This is a genomic window from Acidaminococcus sp. (assembly GCF_057597765.1).
This window is the reverse complement of the sequence record NZ_DBMBXK010000003.1, coordinates 1-22,726: the sequence shown is the minus strand read 5'-3', so window position 1 is coordinate 22,726 and position 22,726 is coordinate 1. Positions and strand designations below refer to the sequence as shown.

At 58.4% G+C, this 22,726-nt stretch carries 22 protein-coding genes and 1 riboswitch; all 22 genes read left to right on the top strand.

The features are described 5' to 3' along the window. Positions 1-85 precede the first annotated feature (85 nt). The 22 genes from ACZOF8_RS02340 to ACZOF8_RS02235 all read left to right on the top strand — a co-directional run bounded on the left by ACZOF8_RS02340 (position 86) and on the right by ACZOF8_RS02235 (position 22,303). Positions 86-634, top strand: a complete 549-nt coding sequence (locus ACZOF8_RS02340; protein ID WP_012938354.1) for a ferritin family protein — start codon at positions 86-88, stop codon at positions 632-634. A gap of 93 nt (positions 635-727) precedes the next feature. Continuing rightward, positions 728-1,357 (top strand): lactate utilization protein, encoded by a 630-nt coding sequence (locus tag ACZOF8_RS02335; RefSeq protein ID WP_022487112.1) that lies wholly within the window; start codon positions 728-730, stop codon positions 1,355-1,357. 92 nt (positions 1,358-1,449) lie between these two features. Next, positions 1,450-2,499 carry a [citrate (pro-3S)-lyase] ligase gene (citC, locus tag ACZOF8_RS02330; RefSeq protein ID WP_487426518.1) on the top strand — a complete coding sequence of 350 codons (1,050 nt, stop codon included), beginning with the start codon at positions 1,450-1,452 and terminating at the stop codon, positions 2,497-2,499. Between the two features lie 58 nt (positions 2,500-2,557). Further along, a riboswitch (SAM riboswitch) is annotated at positions 2,558-2,666 on the top strand. A gap of 53 nt (positions 2,667-2,719) precedes the next feature. Beyond that, positions 2,720-3,898, top strand: a complete 1,179-nt coding sequence (metK, locus tag ACZOF8_RS02325) for a methionine adenosyltransferase (RefSeq protein ID WP_022487114.1) — start codon at positions 2,720-2,722, stop codon at positions 3,896-3,898. A 1-nt stretch (position 3,899) separates the two neighbouring features. After that, positions 3,900-6,293: a primosomal protein N' gene (gene priA / locus ACZOF8_RS02320; RefSeq protein ID WP_441368775.1), complete on the top strand. Its 2,394-nt coding sequence runs from the start codon at positions 3,900-3,902 to the stop codon at positions 6,291-6,293. Positions 6,294-6,395: 102 nt separating this feature from the next. Next, complete coding sequence (gene def, locus ACZOF8_RS02315) at positions 6,396-6,872, top strand: peptide deformylase (RefSeq protein WP_154487681.1); 477 nt, start codon at positions 6,396-6,398, stop codon at positions 6,870-6,872. Further along, the gene (fmt, locus tag ACZOF8_RS02310) at positions 6,869-7,807 is read left to right on the top strand and encodes a methionyl-tRNA formyltransferase (RefSeq protein ID WP_022487117.1); all 939 of its coding nucleotides are present in this window, start codon (positions 6,869-6,871) and stop codon (positions 7,805-7,807) included. Before def ends, fmt begins: the two co-directional genes overlap by 4 nt. 3 nt (positions 7,808-7,810) lie before the next feature. After that, positions 7,811-8,584, top strand: a complete 774-nt coding sequence (locus ACZOF8_RS02305) for a DUF116 domain-containing protein (protein ID WP_022487118.1) — start codon at positions 7,811-7,813, stop codon at positions 8,582-8,584. Then, a complete protein-coding gene (gene rsmB, locus ACZOF8_RS02300) occupies positions 8,581-9,921 on the top strand; it encodes a 16S rRNA (cytosine(967)-C(5))-methyltransferase RsmB (protein WP_022487119.1) in 1,341 nt (446 codons plus the stop codon). The genes ACZOF8_RS02305 and rsmB overlap by 4 nt, the downstream gene beginning before the upstream one ends. 8 nt (positions 9,922-9,929) lie before the next feature. Further along, positions 9,930-10,991, top strand: coding sequence for a dual-specificity RNA methyltransferase RlmN (gene rlmN / locus ACZOF8_RS02295; RefSeq protein WP_022487120.1), 1,062 nt, complete (start codon positions 9,930-9,932; stop codon positions 10,989-10,991). Next, positions 10,988-11,719, top strand: a complete 732-nt coding sequence (locus tag ACZOF8_RS02290) for a Stp1/IreP family PP2C-type Ser/Thr phosphatase (RefSeq protein WP_022487121.1) — start codon at positions 10,988-10,990, stop codon at positions 11,717-11,719. The genes rlmN and ACZOF8_RS02290 overlap by 4 nt, the downstream gene beginning before the upstream one ends. Continuing rightward, on the top strand, positions 11,704-13,680 hold the full coding sequence (gene pknB, locus ACZOF8_RS02285) for a Stk1 family PASTA domain-containing Ser/Thr kinase (protein ID WP_022487122.1): 1,977 nt from the start codon (positions 11,704-11,706) through the stop codon (positions 13,678-13,680). The genes ACZOF8_RS02290 and pknB overlap by 16 nt, the downstream gene beginning before the upstream one ends. Continuing rightward, entirely contained in the window at positions 13,677-14,564 is an 888-nt protein-coding gene (rsgA, locus tag ACZOF8_RS02280) for a ribosome small subunit-dependent GTPase A (protein WP_022487123.1), read from the top strand. Before pknB ends, rsgA begins: the two co-directional genes overlap by 4 nt. Beyond that, positions 14,561-15,202, top strand: a complete 642-nt coding sequence (rpe, locus tag ACZOF8_RS02275; protein ID WP_022487124.1) for a ribulose-phosphate 3-epimerase — start codon at positions 14,561-14,563, stop codon at positions 15,200-15,202. Before rsgA ends, rpe begins: the two co-directional genes overlap by 4 nt. Before the next feature lie 6 nt (positions 15,203-15,208). After that, on the top strand, positions 15,209-16,540 hold the full coding sequence (locus ACZOF8_RS02270; protein WP_022487125.1) for an AsmA family protein: 1,332 nt from the start codon (positions 15,209-15,211) through the stop codon (positions 16,538-16,540). Positions 16,541-16,596: 56 nt separating this feature from the next. Continuing rightward, the gene (locus ACZOF8_RS02265; protein WP_022487126.1) at positions 16,597-17,553 is read left to right on the top strand and encodes an ABC transporter substrate-binding protein; all 957 of its coding nucleotides are present in this window, start codon (positions 16,597-16,599) and stop codon (positions 17,551-17,553) included. A 1-nt stretch (position 17,554) separates the two neighbouring features. Beyond that, positions 17,555-18,382, top strand: coding sequence for an ABC transporter ATP-binding protein (locus ACZOF8_RS02260; RefSeq protein WP_022487127.1), 828 nt, complete (start codon positions 17,555-17,557; stop codon positions 18,380-18,382). Between the two features lie 4 nt (positions 18,383-18,386). Then, on the top strand, positions 18,387-19,025 hold the full coding sequence (locus tag ACZOF8_RS02255; RefSeq protein WP_022487128.1) for a MotA/TolQ/ExbB proton channel family protein: 639 nt from the start codon (positions 18,387-18,389) through the stop codon (positions 19,023-19,025). Beyond that, on the top strand, positions 19,022-19,444 hold the full coding sequence (locus ACZOF8_RS02250; protein ID WP_022487129.1) for an ExbD/TolR family protein: 423 nt from the start codon (positions 19,022-19,024) through the stop codon (positions 19,442-19,444). Before ACZOF8_RS02255 ends, ACZOF8_RS02250 begins: the two co-directional genes overlap by 4 nt. Further along, complete coding sequence (locus ACZOF8_RS02245; RefSeq protein WP_487426517.1) at positions 19,431-20,225, top strand: energy transducer TonB; 795 nt, start codon at positions 19,431-19,433, stop codon at positions 20,223-20,225. The genes ACZOF8_RS02250 and ACZOF8_RS02245 overlap by 14 nt, the downstream gene beginning before the upstream one ends. 82 nt (positions 20,226-20,307) lie before the next feature. Continuing rightward, complete coding sequence (locus ACZOF8_RS02240; RefSeq protein WP_487426516.1) at positions 20,308-21,051, top strand: RsiV family protein; 744 nt, start codon at positions 20,308-20,310, stop codon at positions 21,049-21,051. 166 nt (positions 21,052-21,217) lie between these two features. Continuing rightward, positions 21,218-22,303 carry a M48 family metallopeptidase gene (locus tag ACZOF8_RS02235; RefSeq protein WP_487426515.1) on the top strand — a complete coding sequence of 362 codons (1,086 nt, stop codon included), beginning with the start codon at positions 21,218-21,220 and terminating at the stop codon, positions 22,301-22,303. Positions 22,304-22,726 lie beyond the last annotated feature (423 nt).

The window sequence follows — 22,726 nt, the reverse complement described above, 5'->3', positions numbered from 1 at the left end:
ATAATAAAAACCGTAAGAGATAACAAATATCAACAAATAGCAAGTCCTTAAATAAAGGGCTTGACCATTTAGGGGAGGCAATATTATGAAAAAATTCATTTGCAGAGTGTGCGGTTATGTGTATGAAGGGGAAGAAGCTCCGGAAAAGTGCCCTCAGTGCGGCGCTCCCAAAGACAAGTTCGATGAACTGAAGGAAGGCGTGAAGGAATACGCTGATGAACACGTGGTAGGCGTTGCCAAAGGCGTGGATGAACGGGTCCTGGAAGGCCTGCGTCAGCACTTCACCGGGGAATGCTCCGAAGTGGGCATGTACCTGGCCATGAGCCGGGTGGCTGACCGGGAAGGGTATCCGGAAGTGGCAGAAGCCTACAAACGGATCGCTTTCGAAGAAGCGGAACACGCTGCCAAGTTCGCTGAACTGCTGGGCGAAGTGGTTACCGACAGCACCAAGAAGAATCTGGAAATGCGGGCTGCCGCTGAACAGGGTGCCTGCGCCGGCAAGAAGGAAATCGCCACCCTGGCCAAACAGCTGGGCTACGATGCCATCCACGACACCGTTCATGAAATGGCCAAAGACGAAGCCCGTCACGGCCGTGTATTCGACGGACTGCTGGCCCGGTATTTTGCAAAATAAGAAGGTAAGGCAGGGAGAGGTTGCTGCACAAAAGGTGCAGCAACCTCTTTTTCTATGGTAAAATAAAAAAAACACAAATGAGGGGGAATCGAAATGCAGGAGGCTTTGAGACGGCGGAATGAACTGCTGGCCCAGGTGGTGATCCGGGGGCTGGCATCCCGGAACATGAAGGGGTATTATGCGGCAACGGTGGAAGAGGCGGTGCAGAAGGCCCTGGAACTGATCCCGGAAGGCAGTGTGGTGAACATGGGCGGCAGCACCACCGTACGGGAAAGCGGTCTGGTGGAGAAACTGAAGGAAGGCAACTGGACCTTCATCGACCGGGACGAATATCCCACCCGGCGGCCGGCCCATCTGAAGGCCTATGATGCGGACTGGTATCTGGCCAGCTGCAACGCCATGACCCGGGACGGGATCCTGGTGAACATCGACGGCAATGGCAACCGGGTCTCCGCCATTTCCTACGGGCCCCACCATGTATTGTTCCTGGTGAGCCTGAACAAGGTGTGTTCCAGCCTGGAAACAGCCCTGGACCGGGCGGAAAACACGGCGGCTGCGGTCTGTGCCCAGAAATTCGACATCCAGACACCTTGTAAGACCACCGGGTTCTGTTCCCACTGCAAGGCGCCGGAAACCCGCTGCTGCCAGATCCTGATCACCCGGTATGCCCGGCATCCGGAACGGGTACATGTGATCCTGATCAACGATCAGCTGGGTTTCTGACCGGGAAGAAAAGGGAAAGGGAGTTGGCGGACCAACCCTTCCTTTCCCTTTTTTGTGGTATAATGGATTCACTTTGAAACCAGAAGGAGACCGTGATGTCTGATTATTTTATTTCTCAAGTATATCCTTCCGATAAACGGACCAATGCCCAGGTGGATGCCCTGCTGGAGCAGGAGGGAATCCGCCGGGATGCCAACCTGGACTATACCTGTGTGATGTTCGACAATGATTACCGGGCCATTGCCACCGGAAGCTGTTTCGGCAACACCCTCCGGTGCATGGCGGTGGACCATCACCACCAGGGGGAAGGGCTGATGAACGAGATTGTGTCCCATTTGGTCCAGTACCAGTATGAACGGGGAAATCTCCACCTTTTCCTGTATACCAAATGCAGTTCCGCCAAATTTTTCGGGGACCTGGGTTTTTATGAAATCGCCCGGATCGAAGACCAGATCGTCTTTATGGAAAACCGGAAGGAAGGTTTCTCCAGCTATCTGGACCAGCTGGCCCGGAGCCGGGTGGAAGCTCCCAAAGTGGCGGCTATTGTCATGAACGCCAACCCCTTTACCCTGGGGCATCAGTACCTGGTGGAAAAAGCGGCGGCAGAAAACGACCTGGTCCACCTGTTCATGGTCAGCGAGGACGCCAGCCTGTTCCCCTATGCCGTCCGGAAGAAGCTGATCCAGGAAGGGACACGGCACCTGGCCAATCTCCGGTACCATGACAGCGGTCCCTACATCATCAGCCAGGCCACCTTCCCCAGCTATTTCCAGAAGGATGCGGAAGCGGTGATCGCCAGCCATGCCAACCTGGATCTGGCCATTTTCGTGAAGATCGCCCGGAAACTGGGGATTACCGCCCGGTATGTGGGGGAAGAGCCCACCAGTGTGGTCACCGGCCTGTACAACCAGGTGATGGAAAAGCGGCTGCCGGAAGCGGGGATCCAGTGCGTGGTGGTGCCCCGTCGGGAAGAACAGGGCCAGGTGGTCAGTGCCTCCACAGTACGGAAGGCCATCCAGGAAGGAAACTGGGCGCTGGTACGGGAGCAGGTGCCTCCCACCACCTGGGACTTCCTCCAGAGCCAGGAAGCCCGGCCCATCCTGGACCGGATCCGGAAAGAGCAGGACGTGGTCCATTACTGAGGACCCGTCTTGTATTTTCCTACTGTATCTGTTATAATTACAAAGCAAAATCGAATACAGCTCATCAAGAGTGGCGGAGGGAATGGCCCTGTGAAGCCACAGCAACCATGGCCCTGGGCCAACGGTGCTAATTCCTGCAATGCGGTTTGTCGATTGTAAGATGAGAGTCCCATAGGTACTCTCATTTTGGGAGTATTTTTTTTTGTGTAAGGAGGAAATAATGAAGAAAGTATTTACGTCTGAATCTGTCACGGAAGGCCATCCTGACAAAATCGCCGATCAGATCTCTGATGCGGTGCTGGATGCCATCCTGGAACAGGACCCGGATGCCCGGGTTGCCTGCGAAACCCTGGTGGCCACCGGCCAGATCCATATTGTGGGGGAAATTTCCACCAGCTGCTATGTGGACATTGCCAAGATTGCCCGGCAGACGGTGATCGACATTGGCTACGACCGGGCCAAATATGGTTTTGACGGAGCCACCTGCGGGGTGCTGATCTCCATCGATGAACAGTCCCCGGACATTGCCCAGGGGGTGGATGAATCCGATGAATCCAAACAGGGCGCCCAGGGAGAAGAAGAAAAAATCGGCGCCGGGGATCAGGGGATGATGTTCGGCTATGCCACCGATGAAACGCCTGAATACATGCCCCTGCCCATTTCCCTGGCCCACAAGCTGTCCCGCCGGCTGGCCCAGGTCCGGAAGGACGGCACCCTGCCTTATCTCCGTCCTGATGGGAAGACCCAGGTCTCCGTGGAATATGATGACGACAAACCGGTACGGGTGGACACCATTGTGGTTTCTGCCCAGCACAGCCCGGAAATCACCATGGAACAGCTGCGGAAGGACATCCTGGAACAGGTGATCCGGCCGGTGGTGCCGGCGGATCTGCTGGATGAAAAGACCATTTACCACATCAACCCCACCGGCCGGTTCGTCATCGGCGGGCCCCAGGGGGATTCCGGCCTCACCGGGCGGAAAATCATCGTGGATACCTACGGGGGCATGGCTCGTCACGGAGGCGGTGCCTTCTCCGGGAAGGATCCCACAAAAGTGGACCGGAGTGCTGCCTATGCGGCCCGGTATGTGGCCAAGAACGTGGTGGCTGCCGGCCTGGCCAGGAAATGCGAAATCCAGCTGGCCTATGCCATCGGGGTGGCCCGTCCGGTGTCCATCAGCGTGAACACCTTTGGCACCGCTGCCATTCCGGAAGAAAAGATCGTGGAACTGATTGAAAAGAACTTCTCCCTGACTCCGGCGGGTATTATCCGGAGCCTGGATCTGCGCCGGCCCATTTACCGCCAGACTGCTGCCTATGGCCATTTCGGCCGGACGGATGTGGATCTGCCCTGGGAACGGCTGGATAAAGTGGATGTGCTGAAAAAAGCACTGGAATAAGATGGAATACGCAAAGGTTGCCATCAATCTGCCTGCCAAAAACATTTTTCGGCAGTTCACCTACCATGTGCCCCAGGCCCTGGATTTCCTGGGCCAGGGCTGGCGGGTGGTGGTGCCTTTCGGCCAGCAGCTGCTGGAAGGTTTCATTGTGGAAGAGGACCGGAGCCCGGATCTGTCCCGGGAACTGAAGGACATTGCCGATGTGGTGGGGACGGAACCCTGGTTCGACAGTGAAATGCTGGCCACCGCCTACTGGCTGTCCCAGTACTACCTGTGCACCCTGGCGGAGGCCCTGCGGCTGTTCATCCCGGGCCGGAAAAGCCTGGCGGCAGTGGGGAAATACGTCCCAGTGCCTGAAGTGGCCGGGCTTACCCCTGAGGAACAGGAACTGTACGATTTCCTGACCCTGAAGGGTCCCCAGTCCCGGCGGGCCATCCGGAATCTCCCGGGAGGAGAGACGGCCCTGAAGGGACTGATTGCCCAAAAGGCGGTGGTCCTTTCCTACGATGTGAAATACAAACTGCGGGAAAAAACAGAGCGGACCTTTACAGCAACACCGGAAGGGCTGGCCGCACGGGAAAACGGAGAGGTCCGGGGCAAAAGCCAGCTGGCTGCCCTGGACTTTTTGCTGTCCGGGAACACCGCCAGCGCCGGGGAGCTGGAAGGAAAAGGCATCTCCTCCGCGGTGCTCCGGAACCTGGTCCAGAAAGGCTGGCTGCTGGAAGGCCGGCGGCGGGTCCTCCGGGACAGCTACCAGGGGCTGGAAGCCCGGAAGGAAACCCTGGAACTGACGGAAGAACAACAGGCGGCCATCCAGGCAGTGGACCGGGCCCGGGAAAACCGGGATCCCCGGACCTTTCTGCTCCAGGGGATCACCGGCAGCGGCAAGACGGAAGTCTATCTCCGGCTCACCGACAGGGCCCTCCGGGCAGGCCAGCAGGTAATGGTGCTGGTGCCGGAAATCGCCCTTACCGGACAGATCGTGAAACGGTTCAAGGCCTGGTTCGGCGCCGGGGTGGCGGTGGCCCACAGCCGGCTTTCCCCCAGCGAGCGGGGAGACGTGTGGAGCCGGATGCGGTCCGGCCAGGCCCGGGTGCTGATCGGGGTCCGGTCGGCGGTGTTCTGTCCCTTTGCAGACCTGGGACTGATCCTGATGGATGAAGAGCATGAAGGGACCTACAAGCAGGAGGAACGGCCCAGCTACCATGCCCGGCTGGTGGCCCAGTACCGGGCCCATTACCGGAAGGTGCCGGTGGTGCTGGGGTCCGCCACCCCGGACCTGGAGTCTTATTATCTGGCGGAACAGGGGGTCTACACCCGTCTCCGGCTTACCCACCGGGCCAAGACCGGCAGTCACCTGCCCCAGGTGTCCATTGTGGACATGCGGGAGGAACTCCGCCAGGGGAACCGGACGGTGCTGTCAGAAGCCCTGCGGAGGAAGCTGGAAGACGTGGTGAAGAACGGGGAGCAGGCCATTGTACTGCTGAACCGCCGGGGGTTTTCCACCTTTGTGCTGTGCCGGGACTGCGGAGAATCCCTCAGCTGTCCCAACTGTGCGGTGTCCCTGGTGTACCATGCCCGGGAGCAGCTGATGGAATGCCATTACTGCGGCCATACGGAACCGGTGCCCACCAAATGTCCCTACTGCGGCAGTCCCCGGATCCGGTTCTTCGGCACCGGCACGGAAAAGGCGGAACGGGAAATCCGGGACCTGTGCCCGGGAGTCCGGCCCCTGCGCATGGACCAGGATTCCACCAGCGGGAAGTTTGCCCATGAGCAGATCCTCCAGGCCTTCCGCCGGGGGGATTACAATGTGCTCCTGGGGACTCAGATGGTGGCCAAGGGCCATGATATCCCCAATGTGACCCTGGTGGGAGTCCTGAGTGCGGATTCCCAGCTGAACCTGCCGGATTTCCGCAGCGGAGAGCGCTGCTTTGCCCTGCTGACCCAGGCCGCCGGCCGGGCAGGACGGGGAGAGAAGCCGGGGCAGGTGATCTTCCAGGCCTATGATGCGGAAAATCCCATTCTCCAGATGGCCGCCCGGCAGGACTATGAAGGGTTTGCCGAAAGGGAGCTGGCCCAGCGGAAGGAATTGGGGTATCCGCCCTTTACCCGGATGCTGAAGGTCACCGTCCATCACAAAAGGGAAGAGGAGGCCCTGGCCACAGCCCAGAAACTGGTGAATGCCCTGGAAGCCTGGCAGCTGGAAACCGGCCATCCCCTGGAGATCCTGGGTCCCTTCCCGGCTATCGTGGCCAAAGTGAACCAGATCTACCGGATCAACGTGCTGCTGAAAAGCCCCCGGATGAAGCCGGTAAAAGATTGGCTCCGCCAGTCCGAATACAGGAATATGGCCAATGTGTATTTCGACGTGGATCCCATGAGTGTGGTGTAGGGCCGCGGCCCGCGACCGGGGGTGTGAATTTTTTCACACCCCCCTTTTTTTATCTCCTATGGTATAATAGAAAGTAAAAATTGCGATAGGAGTCGATGATATATGGCAATCTATGACATTGTAAAAGTGGGGGCGCCCATCCTTCGGGAAAAGGCGGTTCCTGTTACCAAATTCGATAAAAAACTGGGCCGGCTGCTGAAGGATATGGCGGAGACCATGTATGCGGCCAACGGCTGCGGACTGGCGGCCCCCCAGATCGGCCTCAGCAAACGGCTGGTGGTCATTGACGCCGGCGACGGGGCCGGCATCCGGGAATTCGTGAACCCGGTGCTTACGGACCCGGTGGGAGAAGCAGTGGATTCAGAAGGGTGCCTCAGCGTCCCCGACTACGAAGGGGAAGTGAAGCGGGCCGCCCAGATCACCGTCCATTTCCAGGACCGGAAAGGGGACCATTACCGGCTTACCGCCGACGGGCTCCTGGCTCGTGCCCTCCAGCACGAATGTGACCATCTGGAAGGGGTCCTGTTCATTGACAAGGCTATCAGCCTTTCTGCCAAACCGAGGGAAGGTCAAGAATGAAGATCGTATTTATGGGAACCCCGGAATTTGCCGCGGCCAGCCTGAAGGCCCTGGTGGAATCCGGACAGTATGAAATCGCAGCGGTGGTCACCCAGCCGGACCGTCCCAAAGGACGGGGCCACAAGGTGATGATGAGCGCCGTGAAGGAATATGCCCTGACCCGGGATCTGCCGGTGCTCCAGCCGGAACGGGTGAAGACTCCGGAATTCCAGGCAGAGATGGAAAAAATCCGTCCGGATCTGATCGTGGTGGCGGCTTTTGGCCAGTTCCTGCCCAAAGTCCTGCTGGATCTGCCCCAATACGGCTGCATCAACGTCCACGCTTCCCTGCTGCCCCGGTACCGGGGAGCAGCCCCCATCCATTACGCCATCCTGAAAGGGGAAAAGGAAGCGGGGGTTACCATTATGCAGATGGACGTGGGGATGGATACCGGCGCCATGCTCAGCAAGGTGGCGGTGCCGGTGGGACCGGAAATGACCCAGGGAGAACTCCATGACATCCTGAAGGAAAAAGGCGCCCGGCTGCTGCTGGACACCATTCCTCAGCTGGCGGCTGGGACCCTCCAGCCGGTACCTCAGCCGGAAGAAGAGGCCACCTATGCCTCTCTCATTACCCGGGACATGGAAAAGGCGGACTGGACCAAAACGGCGGAAGCTCTCCACAACCAGTTCCGGGCCTTTGACCCCTGGCCCGGTTCCTTTACCCTGCTGCCGGACGGGAAGCGGCTGAAGCTCTGGAAGAGCCGGATCTTCACGCCAGAAGGCAACCAGGGTGCTCCGGGCACCGTGCTCCAGGCGGACGGAAAGGGTTTCCGGGTAGCCTGCGGACAGGGTACCCTGGAGATCCTGGAATGTCAGCCGGAAGGGAAAAAAAGGATGCCGGCAGCCTCCTTCGTAAACGGGGGCCATGTGAAACAGGGAGACAGACTGGAATAGATTATGAACATGGGATTTCGGCCGAAGAAACGGCTTTTCATGGCACTGGCCTCTCTGGCGGTGCTGCTGGCGGCGGCAGCGGCTTATGGGCTATGGCAGCTGCTGGTGCCGGGACTGGCGCAGATCCATCCCTGGCTGCCCCAGGTGGTGGGCTGGATCGTCCTGGTGGTGATCCTGGCTCTTTTTTCCGGAGTGGTGGGCATCGTCCTGGCCATTTTGGGCTTTCCCACCATCCGGTTCTTTTATTTCTGGGCCTGGCACATCATCAACCTGCTCTATCCTCTGGCCCTGTTCCTGGGGAAACTTATGGGGATTTCCAAACGGCGGGTGGAGCAGTCCTTTATTGAAGTCAGCAACCATCTGGTCCGGAACCAGCATATCCGGGTCCCGGCCAACCGGCTGCTGATCCTGACACCTCACTGCATCCAGCTGGATACCTGCCCCTATAAGGTGACCCGGGACATCAGCAACTGCCACCAGTGCGGCCGCTGTGGAGTGGGCCAGCTGCTGGCCCTGTCCCAAAAGTACGGGGTCCATGTGGCCATTGCCACCGGAGGGACCCTGGCCCGGCAGGCGGTGAAGAAAGCCCGGCCCAAAGCCATCCTGGCGGTGGCCTGTGAACGGGATCTTACCAGCGGGATCCAGGACGTGTTCCCCCTGCCGGTAATCGGGGTGCTCAACGAGCGGCCCAACGGACCCTGCTTCAACACCCGGGCGGACATGGGGAAAATCGAAGAGGCCATACGGTCATTTATTCTGGAAGAGGACGAACAATGAGAAGAATCGGCAAGAATCCGCGGGAAGCGGCATTACAGATACTGGAACAAATCTTTCTCAAGGGAGCCTATGCAAACCTGGCTCTGGCTCAGGGGCTGCGTGGGGCTCCTTTGTCGCCCCTTGACCGGAGCCTGACCACGGAACTGGTCTATGGCACCGTAAAGACCATGGGGACCCTGGACTGGTATCTGTCAAAGGTGGTGAACCGGCCCCTGCGGAAGCTGGATCCCCTGGTGCTGGTGATTTTGCGGCTGGGAGCCTACCAGCTGCTGTACCTGGACCGGATCCCGGTTTCCGCCGCCTGCAACGAAAGTGTGAAACTGGCCAAGAAATGGGTCCATGAGGGAGCGGCAGGACTGGTGAACGGAGCTCTGCGCCAGCTGGCCCGGACCCGGAAACAATGGAAATTCCCCCAGGGACCGGATCATGAGCTGGAACGGATCGCTTTGGAATATTACCATCCGGAATGGCTGGTCCGGAGGTGGAAATTCCGCTATGGACTGGAAGATGCGGTGAAGCTCTGTGCCTATGACAACGCCCGGCCCACTTTTTCCTTCCGGGTGAATACCCTGAAAATGAATCGGGAGGCGCTGCAGACCAGCCTGGCTGCCCAGGGCATCGAAACCCATCCTTCCCGGTGGTCCCCGGACGGGCTGATCTGTGACAGCCTGCCTTCCCTGGAGACCCTGGTGGACCGGTTCGGAGAGGACATCTATATCCAGGACGAAAGCTCCATGCTGGATGCGGCGGTGCTGGATCCCCAGCCCGGAGAACGGGTGATGGACCTGTGCAGCGCCCCGGGAGGGAAGACCACCCATCTGGCCCAGAAAATGGAGGACCGGGGAGAAATCCTGGCCCTGGATCTGTATGACCACAAACTGGCCCTGGTCCGGGAGAATGCCCGGCGGCTGGGCATCCACTGCATCCAGACGGAAAAACGGGACGGGACAACCTTTGTGCCGGAATGGGAAAACACGGCTGACCGGGTGCTGGTGGACGCTCCCTGCAGCGGCCTGGGGGTGCTGAACCGGCGGGCAGAAGCCCGGTGGACCAAAGAGGAACGGGCCATCAGCCAGTTCCCCCCGCTCCAGAAAAAGATCCTGGAAAACGGAGCCCGGTATGTGAAGCCAGGGGGACGGCTGCTGTACAGTACCTGTACCCTGGAACAGGATGAAAATACCCGGGTGCGGAAATGGTTCCTGGAAAACCATCCGGATTTTGTTTCCGTTCCCTTTGCCCATCCCCTGACCGGAGAAAAAGTGGAGGAACTCCAGATCCTGCCTCAGAGGGACGGAATCAACGGATTCTATCTCTGCCTTTTTGAAAAACGAAAGTGAGATCTGCCATGTGCAAAAAAGAAATCATGGGCCTGACCCTGGAAGAACTCCAGACAGAACTGGCCGGACTGGGCATGAAGAAGTTCCGGGCGGAACAGGTGTTCCGCTGGCTGTATGAAAAGGCGGCCACGGACTTTTCCCAGATGAGCAACCTGAGCAAGGAAGCCCGGCAGCAGCTGGAAGAGCGGTACACCATTGCCACCAGCCAGGTGAAGGTCCTGAAGGAATACAAATCCCGGGACGGGCTGACCCACAAGGTGCTCCTGGAGCTGACGGACGGGGCCACGGTGGAAACGGTGCTCATGCACCACGACTATGGCTACAGCGTCTGTCTTTCTTCCCAGGTGGGCTGCGCCATGAACTGCGCCTTCTGTGCCAGCGGCCTCCACGGCTTCGTCCGGAACCTGACGGCGGCGGAAATCCTGGCTCAGCTGTATTTCTTCCAGAGCGGGCTCCAGCCCCGGGGAGAACGGGTGAGCCGGATCGTGGTCATGGGCAGTGGGGAACCCATGCTGAACCTGGACCATGTGCTCAAGGCTCTGGACATTCTCCACAGCGACCGGGGCCAGTGCATCGGCTACCGGAACATGACCGTTTCCACCTGCGGGGTGGTGCCGGGCATTGAAGAACTGACCGCCCAGGGCCGGAACATCAACCTGGCCATTTCCCTCCACGGGGCTTCCATGGAACTGCGGAACCGGCTGATGCCCATCAACCGGAAGTATCCTTTTCCGGAAGTAATCCAGGCGGCGGATGCCTATGAAAAAAGCAACGGCCGCCAGGTGATGTACGAATACATCCTGCTGGCCGGCATCAACGACCGGCCGGAAGATGCCCGGAACCTGGCGGATGCCCTGGAACACAAAGAATGTGTGATCAACCTGATCCCGGCCAACCCGGTGCCGGAAAAGGGCTTTGAACGGCCCAGCGACCGGGCGGTGGACCATTTCTTCCAGCTGCTGAAGAAACGGCATCTGAACGTGACGGTCCGGAAAGAAATGGGGAAGGACATCAATGCGGCCTGCGGCCAGCTGCGGGCCAGCGCATTAAAGGAGGCGCAGAACCAATGATAGCAGTGAGCCGGACCAACCGGGGCATGGTGCGTCCCAACAATGAGGACAGCATCCTGGTGCGGGAACCGGATCTGTATGCCATTGCCGACGGCATGGGCGGTGCGGATGCGGGAGAAGTGGCCAGCTATGAAGCGGTTCATCAGCTGAGCCGTCTGGACCTGTCCGGACTTTCCAGAAAGGAAATCCTCCCATTTTTGGAACGGAGCATCCAGAATATCAACAAGAAAATCTGGGAACTTTCCCAGGAAAAAGCAGGATTCACCGGCATGGGCACTACCCTGACGGCGGTGTACCTGCCCAATCCCCACAGCGCTTTTGTGGCCCATGTGGGAGACAGCCGGATCTATGTGTGGCAGGAAGGGATCCTGCGCCAGGTGACCAGCGACCACAGCTATGTGGCGGAACTGGTCCGGCAGAAGCAGATGACCCAGGAGGAAGCGGAAGCCTCTGCCCAGAAGCACATGATCACCCGGGCCATCGGGGTGGATCCCCAGGTCCAGGTGGACACCTTTGAAATCCTCCTGGACGGGGCCCAGAAGCTGCTGGTCTGCTCCGACGGTCTCACCAACATGATCTCGGAAGCGGAAATCGAACGGATTCTGGGAGACCGGAACCTGGAACGGCTGGCGGACGGCCTGATGAACGGGGCCATGACCGCCGGCGGCGACGACAACATTTCTTTTATTGTCATTGATCTGGAGGCTGCAGAATGGAAGGAAGAATAACGCTCAATGGCCGCTATGAAATCATTGACAAAATCGGCGGAGGCGGCATGGCCGAGGTGTTCCACGGCTATGATACGGTGCTCCACCGGGATGTGGGGATCAAGATCCTCCGGGATCAGTTCATCCAGGACAAGCAGTTTGTGGCCCGTTTCCGCCAGGAAGCCTGCAATGCCGCCTGTCTGTCCCATCCCAACATTGTCAATATTTACGACAGCGGCAATGAAAATGACATTTACTATATTGTGATGGAATATGTGGTGGGCCGGTCCCTGAAGGAAGTGATCCAGGAAAATGGCGCCCTGGACTACAAAACGGCAGTCCGGTATGCCATCGGCATTGCTTCAGCCCTGAAACAGGCCCATGACCATTCCATCGTTCACTGCGATGTAAAGAGCCAGAACATCCTCATCGACACCAAAGGGGTGCCCAAGATTACGGATTTCGGCATTGCCAGGGCCTTCGGCCAGCCCAGCAACGGGACGGACAAGAATGTGATCGGCTCCGTGTACTATCTGTCTCCGGAACAGGCGGCCGGCCAGCCGGTGACCCCCCAGTCGGACCTGTATTCCCTGGGTGTGGTGCTTTTCGAGATGCTCACCGGGAAGCTGCCCTATGACGGGGATACCCCGCTGGAAGTGGCCCGGATGCATCTGGAATCCTCCACTCCATCCGCCCGCCGGTACGATCCGGACATTCCCTACTACCTGGACAATATCATCACCAAGGCCCTGGCCAAGAATCCCCGGCTCCGGTATGCCACCGCCGATGATTTTCTTACGGATCTGAAGCGTGCCCAGACCCATCTCCTGGGAGATATGGGCGGGGAAGAAGAGACCTGGAACGATGCCCGGAAGCACCCGGTCAGCGACGAGACCATGGTAATCAGCAAAAGCGACATGCTGGACGGGCTGCTGAAGCCCCAGACTGCAGAAGCGGCTGAAAAGAGCCCGGCAGCGGGACCGGAGAAACCGGATCCGAAAAAAAAAGAAGAGCCGGAAACCCTCCTGGAAAAATACGGGAAAAAGAAGCTTCTGGCCTTTTTCATGGCGGCCATTGTGCTCCTGTCCGGGGTCATCTATGCCATCCTCAGCTACACCAGCGGGGATGTGACGGTGCCGGACCTGAAGGGCAAGACCATTGTAGAGGCGGAAGCCATCCTGACCAAGGACAAACTGGGGTATACCCTGACGGAAGCCTATGATGCCACTGCCACCCCGGGGGTGATCATCAAGCAGAATCCGGCGGCTCACAGCCGGGTGAAGGCCGGACGGAAGATCCAGCTGGTGGTCAGCAAGGGACCGGAACCGGGGGTGGTGCCGGACCTGAAAAAGAAGACCCTGGCGGAAGCCACCACCATGCTGGAAAAAGCCAAGCTGAAGGTGGGCACCGTGACTGTGAAGTATGAGGCGGGGGCCGGGAAAGGAACCGTACTGTCCCAGAGCATCGCCCCCAAACAGAAAGTCAGCGAAGGGACCAGTGTGGACCTGGTGGTGAACATCAGCGGCAACCAGACGGTGGTGCCCGGCCTGGCCGGCATGAGCCTGGCAGAAGCCCGGAACCAGCTGAGCAGTGTGGGACTCACCATCGGCAGCATCCAGACCCAGGAAAGCGACCAGGCCAAGGACACGGTCCTGTCCAGTGATCCCGGCAGCGGCTCCGTCATGGACCGGGGCGGCGCGGTGAGCCTGGTGGTATCCGCCGGCAAAAAAGAAGAAAAGAAGAGCCGGAGCAGCTCCGGCAGCAGCGGCGGGGGCAGCACCCGGACCATCGGGTACACGGTTCCCGGCAGCGGCAGCGCCAAGAATGTGAAGATCATCGTTTCCGATGACAGCAGTACCCGGACCATCTTCTCCGATTCGGTGGCTCCCGGTACCCGGATCACCCGGACCGTAAATGTGGGGTCCGGGGCCAGCGTCCAGATTTACGTGAACGGAGAACTGGCGGAGGATAAATCTCTGTGAGCAATCCCATTGGAAGAATCATCAAGACCTACAACGGCTACTACTATGTGGCCGGAGAAGACGGCATCCTGTACACCTGCAAGGTGAAGGGCCGGATGAAGCAGAAACGGTTCACCATGGCTGCCGGGGACCGGGTGGAACTGGAAGCCCAGGGCACCGAAGGGATGATCCGGCAGGTGCTGCCCCGGAAGAATCTGCTCCAGCGGCCTCTGGTGGCCAATCTGGACTGCCTTATGGCGGTCTTCGCCTGCAGTGACCCGGATCCCAGTTTCCTGCTGGTGGACAAGCTGCTGGCCCTGGCGGAAGCGGCCGGAATCCCGGCCGCTCTGGTACTGAACAAACGGGACCTGGCGCCGGAAGGGCTGGTGGAACGGTTCCAGGCGGTCTACCAGCCCCTGGGCTATCCGGTGTATCCGGTGGAAGCCCGGGAGGGAATGGGGCTGGAACCCATCCTGGAACAGGTCCGGGGCCACATTGTGGCCTTCGGGGGACCTTCCGGGGCCGGGAAATCCACTCTGCTGAACCATCTGGATCCTTCCCTGACCCTGAAAACCGGCCATGTAAGCAGCAAAATCGGCCGGGGCCGGCATACCACCCGGTTTGCCCAGCTGCTGCCCTTTGGAGGCGGCTACATTGTGGATACCCCCGGCTTCGGGAACATCGATCTGGCGGAACTCCAGATGGAGGATGCCGCCGACGGGTTCCGGGAAATCCGGCAGCGGGAAGGCTGCTGCCGCTTCACCGGCTGCACCCATACCCATGAACCGGACTGTGAAGTCAAGGCGGCCCTGGAACGGGGCGAAATCGCTCCCAGCCGTTATGCTTCCTATTGCACGATCCGTCAGGAATTGGCGGAACCAAAGAAAAGAGGAAAAAAATCATGACCATCATCGCTCCTTCCATTTTGTCTTCCGATTTTTCCTGTCTGGCCGAAGAAGTGGCCCGCATCCAGGATGCGGGTGCCGACTGGTGCCACATCGATGTGATGGACGGCCAGTTCGTTCCCAACCTGACCTTCGGGGCTCCGGTGGTGAAATGCCTCCGGAAACGGACGGACATGTTCTTTGACTGCCATCTGATGGTGGAGAATCCGGAAAATTATGTGGACAGCTTTGCTGCTGCCGGCGCGGACCTGATCTGTGTCCATGCGGAAGCCACCCATCATCTCCACCGGCTGCTCCAGTCCATCCACAGCAAGGGCATCCAGGCCGGGGTGGCCCTGAATCCGGCCACGCCCCTGTGCCAGATCGAGGAAATCCTTCCTTATGCGGACATGATCCTGATCATGAGCGTGAACCCGGGGTTCGGGGGGCAGAAATTCATCCCCACCAGCGTGGACAAGATCCGCCGGCTGAAGGCCATGATCCGGGAACGGAATCTGAAGGTGCTCATCGAAGTGGACGGCGGGGTCAACGGGGAAACTGCCAAAGCCTGCCGGGACGCCGGGGCTGACGTGCTGGTGGCCGGGTCCTTCGTCTTTGGGGCTCCGGATATGCAGGAAGCGGTCTCTGCCCTGCGGTAATCAGCCATGAAAAGGTTGAAAGGGTTTCTCCAGAAGCACCGCCGGAAAATCAAATGGATCCTGCTGAGCTTCCTGGCCAGTCTGCTGGTGCTGGTGTGGCTGGCCTACATTGCCAGTGTCCATGCGGCCCAGATTTTCAACCGGGAAATGGCCAAACAGCATTTCTTTGACGGGACCATTACCGTGGAGCGGCTGACGGCCACCCCCATGGGCCATGTGCGGTTCGAAAACCTGGAATGGAAGGGCAGCCATGACGGGAACCGGGTCTTCATCCCCAGCGGCTCCTTCCAGGTACGGCCTCTGGACATTGTGCTGAAACGGATCAGCACCCGGACCATCCAGGAACTGGAGCTCAATGAGGCGGAAATCCAGCTGACCTTTACGGAGAACATGCATATCCGGGGGATCCGGGCGGCAGAAGTACCCAAACCGGCTGAGCAGAAGGGCCGGAAGAAAAAATTCGACATCAAGCTGAAAAACGTGGATGCCCATGTGAAGCTGAACCACTGCAAACTGACTGCCTGCTACAAACAGCGGATTCATGCCTTCCAGGATGTGAATGCGGACCTGCGGTACAACAGCAGCGACAAGCTGACCATTGATTTTTCCACCGGGGAACTGGGAGGGACCCTGGAAGGCAAGGGAGTGGACATCCAGGGCAGTGTGGACCTGAAACCCCAGGTTTCCACCTACGACCTGAAACTGGGGATCAAGGAGCTGAATCCTTCCTCCCTGGGCACCGGCCTGGACATCAAGGAACGGGTTACCGCCAGCGCCACCGTAACCGGGGAACTGCCGGATCCGGTGATCGTGGGGGAACTGTACATGCCCAAGCTGAACCTGCCGGGACTGCGGTTCACCAATGTGAAAGGGAACTTCAAGTATGCGGACGGGTACATCGATGCCCAGAACGTGACGGCGGATGTGTTTGAAGGGACCTGCGACGCCCGGGGCGGGTTCAACATCGATACCAAAGCCTACAATGTAAGCGTCATGGGCCATGATCTCCACAGTGAGGATGCCACCAACATTCCCTACTTCCGGACGCTGGTCCAGCTGGACCTGAAAATGCTCTGCGACGGGAACAGCCGGTCTACCCTCACCTACGGATCCTTTTATTCCGGCAAGGGCATTTATGCCATCATCAAATTCAATTCCATCAAGGGGACTTTTTCCAACCAGTACAAACAGCTGAAATTCAGCGATGTGGAAATCAAATCCGACGGGGGCGACATTGTGGCTCCCCAGTTTGAACTGATTGACGGGAAGCTCCGGATGGGGAATCTGTATTATGTGGCTCCGGGAGGCAACCGGGCCCGTATCCATTTCTTCAGTTGAACCAGGGGCTGCTGCATGGGCAACAGCCCCATCTTTTTTTGCAAAGGAGAAGATCTATGAAACTGCTGCGGATCCTGGGGATCCTGTTTCTGCTCCTGACGGCCGGCTGCGGCCCTGCCGCTCCGGAACAGGGAGGCTATACGGTGGAGGATGTACGGGGAAAGACGGTCCGTCTGGCCCGGCCTCCCCAAAAGATCCTGACGGATTCCCTCCATCTGGATGAGACCCTGCTGACCCTGGTGCCGGCAGACCATCTGGCCGGGGTTTATTACCTGGACCGGGAACCGGGGATTTCCTTCATTGCGGAAGAAACCCGTGACCTGGAACCGGTGCTCCGGCAGGTGACTCCGGAAACCGTGGCCCGGACCAAACCGGATCTGTTCCTGGCTTCCACCTGGTCCGATCCCGGGCTGATCCAGAAAGTGGAGGAAATGGGGATTCCTGTGGTGGTCTGCCGGGGTCCGGTGACTGTGGAGGAAATCCGTGACAATGTGGGGCTCATGGCCCGGGCTCTGGACCGGCCGGAAGCCGGGAAACAGGTCCTGGCCCGGATGGACGGAGAACTGGAAGAGACGGAACGGGTCCTGAAGAATCTGCAGGGCCCGGAACCGGTGGGCCTGCTGGTTTCCCTCATGAGCCGGTACGGAGGCTCCGGGTCCCTGTATGACGACCTGTGCCGCCGGGCCCATGTGGGGAACGGCCTCAGCCGGGCCGGGCTGAAAAACGGCCAGCCCCTGACCCGGGAAGCCATCCTCCAGGCGGATCCGGACTTTTTCCTGGTAGCCCTGCCCTATGGAGAGGAAAAGGCGGACTATGAAAAATTCCAGCAGCAGTTCTTCGCCGATCCGGCCCTCCAGGGGCTGAAAGGCCTGGAACGGCGGGTGGCCCTGCCGGACCGGTACGTGTACGATGCTTCTCCCATGGCGGTGTACGGCATCCGGGCCCTGGCCAACGGGGCCTATGGGAAGGTCCTGTTCCCTCAGGGGCAGGAACCTCTGCTGAAAGGATACTGATATGGAATTTGCAATGGAAAAGGGCAGCCTGGGCTATGGCCGGGAACCGGTGCTGACGGGATTGGATTTCACCCTGGAAGCGGGAGAGTGCGTAGGGCTCATCGGCCCCAACGGGGCAGGGAAGAGTACCCTGCTGAAGGCCCTGGCCGGGATCCTGCCCCTCCAGTCCGGGACCCTGGAACTGGAAGGAAAACCTCTGGAATCCTGGAACCGGCAGGCTCTGAGCCGAAAGGTCAGCTATCTGCCCCAGGAACGGGAACTGCCCTTTGCCTATACGGCGGAACAGGTGGTGCTCATGGGCCGGTATCCCTATCTGGACTGGCACCAGCAGGAAGGCGGCCGGGAAAGAGCTCTGGCCCGGGACTGTTTGGAGGTCTTCGGTCTGGGGAATATGCAGGAGCGGCCAGTGACGGATCTTTCCGGGGGACAGCGGCAGCGGGTGCTGCTGTCCCGGATCCTGATCCAGCAGACCCCGGTGATCCTGCTGGATGAACCTACCGCAGAGCTGGATCTGGTGTATGAAAACACCGTGCTGGAACTGAGCCGGCACCTGGCCCGGGCAGGGCGGACCGTGGTCCTGTCCCTCCATGACATCGGCCAGGCGGCCCGGTACTGCACCCGGCTGCTGCTGTTGGGACAGAGAAAGCTGCTGGCCCAGGGGACACCGGAACAGGTGCTCCGGAAGGAAAATCTGGAAGCGGCCTACCAGGTTCCCTTCCAGGTCCGGCAGGGAGAAGAGGGACTGGAAATCCGGATCTGTCCGGATCCGGAACAGCAAAAAAGAGAGCTGGCAAGACTCAATACAATACTGGAAAACAGGGAGGCATAATTAGATGATTGGTTGGCTGCAGCATGGGTGGACATTTTTTCTCCGGGGCGGGGTGGTCATGTGGCCCCTTCTGCTCTGTTCTCTGGCATCCCTGACTATTATCCTGGAACGGCTGGCTTTTTACCGCCGGGAAGATTCCGGAAGAGCCTATGCCCGGACCTTCTGCCGGCAGGTCCGGCAGGGAAAATGGCAGGAACTGCTGGACGGGACCTGGGAAACACCGGGAGCCCAGGCGGCACTGGGCAAAAAACTCCTGACGGCGCCATCTGCCGTCCGGGAAAAGGAAAGTTATATCCTGGGGGAGAGCCAGCAGCTGGTGAACCAGTTTGAAAAAGGGCTGAACTACTTGTCCGTCATCGTGACCCTGGCCCCCATCCTGGGGCTCCTGGGGACCATCACCGGCATGATGTCCTCCTTCCAGGCTCTGGGAGACCGGTGGGAAAATCCTCTGGGAGTGACCGCCGGGGTGGCGGAAGCCATGATCACCACAGTGTTCGGACTGCTCATTGCCATTGCCACCATCTGTTTCCACACCTATTTCTCCCAGAAGGTGAATACGGTGATGGAGGAAGTGGAGCAGATGGACAACGCCTTTATGGAAAATGCCGGGAAAATGCCCGGCCAGGGAGGGCAGGGGGCATGATCCATCTCCATCGTTCCGGAGGGGACAAAAAGCCCTCCATCCAGATTTCTCCCATGATCGACATGGTGTTCCTGCTGCTGATCTTTTTCATTGTGTGCACCATGTACATGACCCAGCAGAAAGGGGTGCCGGTGGAACTGCCGGAAGGCCGGGGACAGCTCCAGCAGAAGGCTCAGGTGGAAGTGACCCTGCCCCGGGACGGGACCATCTGGTTCCAGGACCATCAGGTGACCCTGGAGGAACTGCTCCGGGAAGGAGCGGCTGCGGCCCGGGAAAATCCCAGACAGACGGTGAATCTCCGGGCGGACAAGGAAGTGAGCTACGGCCGGGTCATGGGCATTATGGGAGAACTGAAACGGGCGGGCCTGGAAGATTTCTCCCTGTCCGTCTCCACAGGAGAAGACCATGGGAAAGCCTGAGTGGAGCCGGTATGTCCGGCTGTCCCTGGTGATCCACCTGGTCCTGCTGTCCGCCGGAGGAGCCCTGCTCTATGCCCATCGTTCCCTGCCGGACAAAGGAGCGGAACCCATCCGGGTCCATCTGGCAGAGCCGGGGCCGACTGGAGGAAACTCCGGAAAGACCCGGGGGACGGGAAACGGAAACCAGGGCGTTCCCGGGGAACCAGTTGGCGGGGGAACACCGGCATCCCGGGAATCTGGGGAAACAGCCAGGGAGGCTCTGTTGGAACAGCTGCTGGAAGCCCCCAGCCAGGTCAGTGACCAGGGAGAAGTCCACGCACCGGCCGGTTCCTCCGGGGAAACGGCGGACAGCACCCTGTCCGGGAGCGGCTCGTCCCAGGGGAGCGGCGGAGAAGTTCCGGGAACAGGAACAACCGGAGGCAGCGGCAATGGAGAGGGCGCTTCGGAAGGCGGAACCGGAACCTCCGGCGGGGGCGGAGAAGGAGAGGGAGAAGAGGCCGGCGACCGGAGCCGGGATGCCAGCCTCACCGGCTACAGCAAAATCTATCCCCAGGCCTCCCGGGCTTCCGGGGAAGAAGGGACTGCCCTGGTGGGGGTGGCGGTAAGCGCCGGGGGAGAAGTGACCTCCGCCTGGCTGGAAGGGAGCTCCGGGTATGACCGGCTGGACCGGGCAGCCCTGAAAAGCGCCTGGCAGTGGAGTTTTTCCCCGGCCCTGGATGCCTCCGGGCGGCCAGTACCTACCCGGAAAACCGTCCATGTGGTCTATTCCCTCAACGAGTAGCTCTTTTGGCGATGCGTCTTGCACCAGGGGAAGAGTCTTTGTATAATACAGTCGATGGAGAAAAGGGAAAGGAAGATGTACGATGGATCAGAAAAAAATCCGTGCCTTTGCCGGCACTGCTCTGTTGGCGGGGTTCGTAGTCTTTATGGGAACAGGAGCCGTCCAGGCTCAGTCGGTCACTCCTTCCGAAGCGGCTCACCATGTGATTGAACAGGAACTCCAGAGCCATGTACCAGGCCAGGCAGTCTATGCCCAGAACGGTGTGGTGATCCGTAGCGGGATCATCCGGGAGAAAGATCTGCTGATCCATTATCCTCAGGTGAGGGTCATGGGCAAACCGGAAGTGTCCCGGAGAATTACCCGGTATTTTGAAAAACAGGCGGAAATTTCCCGGGAGAATTACAACAAGGCCAATACCATGGAGGAAAAACTCACTTCCCGGGTGGATTTTGCAGTCAGCTACCATGGAGAACGGTATCTCTCCTTCCAGACCTACGGCTATGATTTTGTGGAACGGGCAGCCCATCCCACCAGTTGGGAACTGGGGAAGACCTTTGATCTGGAAACCGGAAAGCTGGTTCCCTGGCAGAAGGTCCTGACACCGGCCGTGAGAGGGAACTTTACCCTGGAGAAGATCAACAAGGCCCTGTGGAATACAGATTACGGAAAAGGGCACTATTTTTTCCAGGATTTCAAGGGCTTGGAAAAATTGCCGGAAAACTATTATCTGGACCAGGAAGGACATATCCATTTTGTCTTCGGACAATATGAAATTGCCCCTTATGCTGTGGGGATCATCGATCTGAATATGGAGCTGGGAGTGTAACGTAAGAAACGTTCTTCCCGGCAGCTGAAGCAGACAGCGGACGGGGAGTGGTCCGGCTGTCTGTTTTGGGTTACAATAACAGGAGAACGAGCCATAGGGGGACGGGGACCGGGAAACTGCCGGCAAAACCATGAGAAAGGCATATTGGATAAAGGAGTGACTTGGGATGAAATTGTGGAAGAATCGACTGATGGGGTGTGCACTGGCCGGAATGCTGGGCCTGGGAGCCGTGACGGGAACGGTGATCTCTCCGCAGCAGGCGGAAGCCGGCGGGGTGCTGGTGGACGTACTGGGTACTGCCATTGCCGGCACCATGTACAGGGACAAGGTGATGGGGGTCTACAAGACCTACAACAATACGGACAAGGGCCGTCAGGAATGGTTCGAACAAATGAAGAAGGAAGAAGGGGTGGATGAAGATGAGTATCTGAACAGCCGGCTGGATACCATTATGAGCAATGTGACCGCCGGAATCGCTGCTGTGGATCCTACGGTGTACAAGAAACCCTACAACTACTTCATCAGCCCCAATGATGATGCCAATGCCTACTGCACCATTGGGCACAATGTGAATGTGTACCGGGGCATCTTCAATCTGATGCCCATGGATGATGAAATTGCTGTGGTCATCGGCCATGAACTGGGCCATGGGCAGAAAGACCATCCTCTCCAGGGTGTCAAGAAGTCTCTGAATGCTGCAGTGCTGGCGGAAATGGCCAATGCGGCAACCGGAGGGATTGCCAGCGGGGCAATCGGTCAGCTGTATACCTATACCCGGAACGTCCATCTGTCCAAACCTATGGAATGGGAAGCGGATAACCTGGCCTTTGATTACATCACCCACACCAATTACAACCCAGGGGCTACGGCTGCCGTATGGCAGCGGTTCCTGGAAAAGTACGGGGATATGAACATCCATTGGAGCGACCATCCTACTTGTACGGAACGGCGGGAAAACTACGTAAAGAAGCTGAACGCCTGGAGCAACAAACATGTGGATGACAAAGACGGGGTGGTCTATGTGAACAAGAAAGAGTTCCTGACACCCAGCGCCACCGGATCCATGTCCAGCAAAGAGCGGTCCTATTTTGTCATGGGGAATCTGGCTGCGGTGTATCACAACAACAAGACCGCGCCGGAAGCCTATGCCAGTGGAGATACAGTGATGATGGGACAGCAGCCTATTATCACCAGCACCGGGGACGATCCCTCTGCGGAAGAACTGGCAGCCAAGTTAAATAAAATCAAATGATTGGATAAAAGAAATAAAAGAACGTTTAATTGTCCGAACCGTATCGAACAATTAAACGTTCTTTTATAAATGAAACGAATTAAAATAAAAAATGGAGGTAAATAATGTAAAAAACAGGTATAAAAGTAAAATATACGTAAATAAACTTAAATAACGAAATAATAAACTTAAATACAGAATTTGAAGGTTTTGTATAAGTATGGTATTATAATGAAGCGTTCTCGAGAGAGAATGATATCGGGAAATCTTCCCAGCAACCGAATATTTTCGAAAGAAAATAAAAAAGTTGTTGACAAGAATGAAGATTCCTGATAGAATAAACAAGCTGTCGCTGAGACAGTGAGACGAACTTTGAGAACTGAATATTGTTGACAGATGTGCGGGTCAAGTCACTTTTAGTGATGAGATCGAGTCACCTGGATG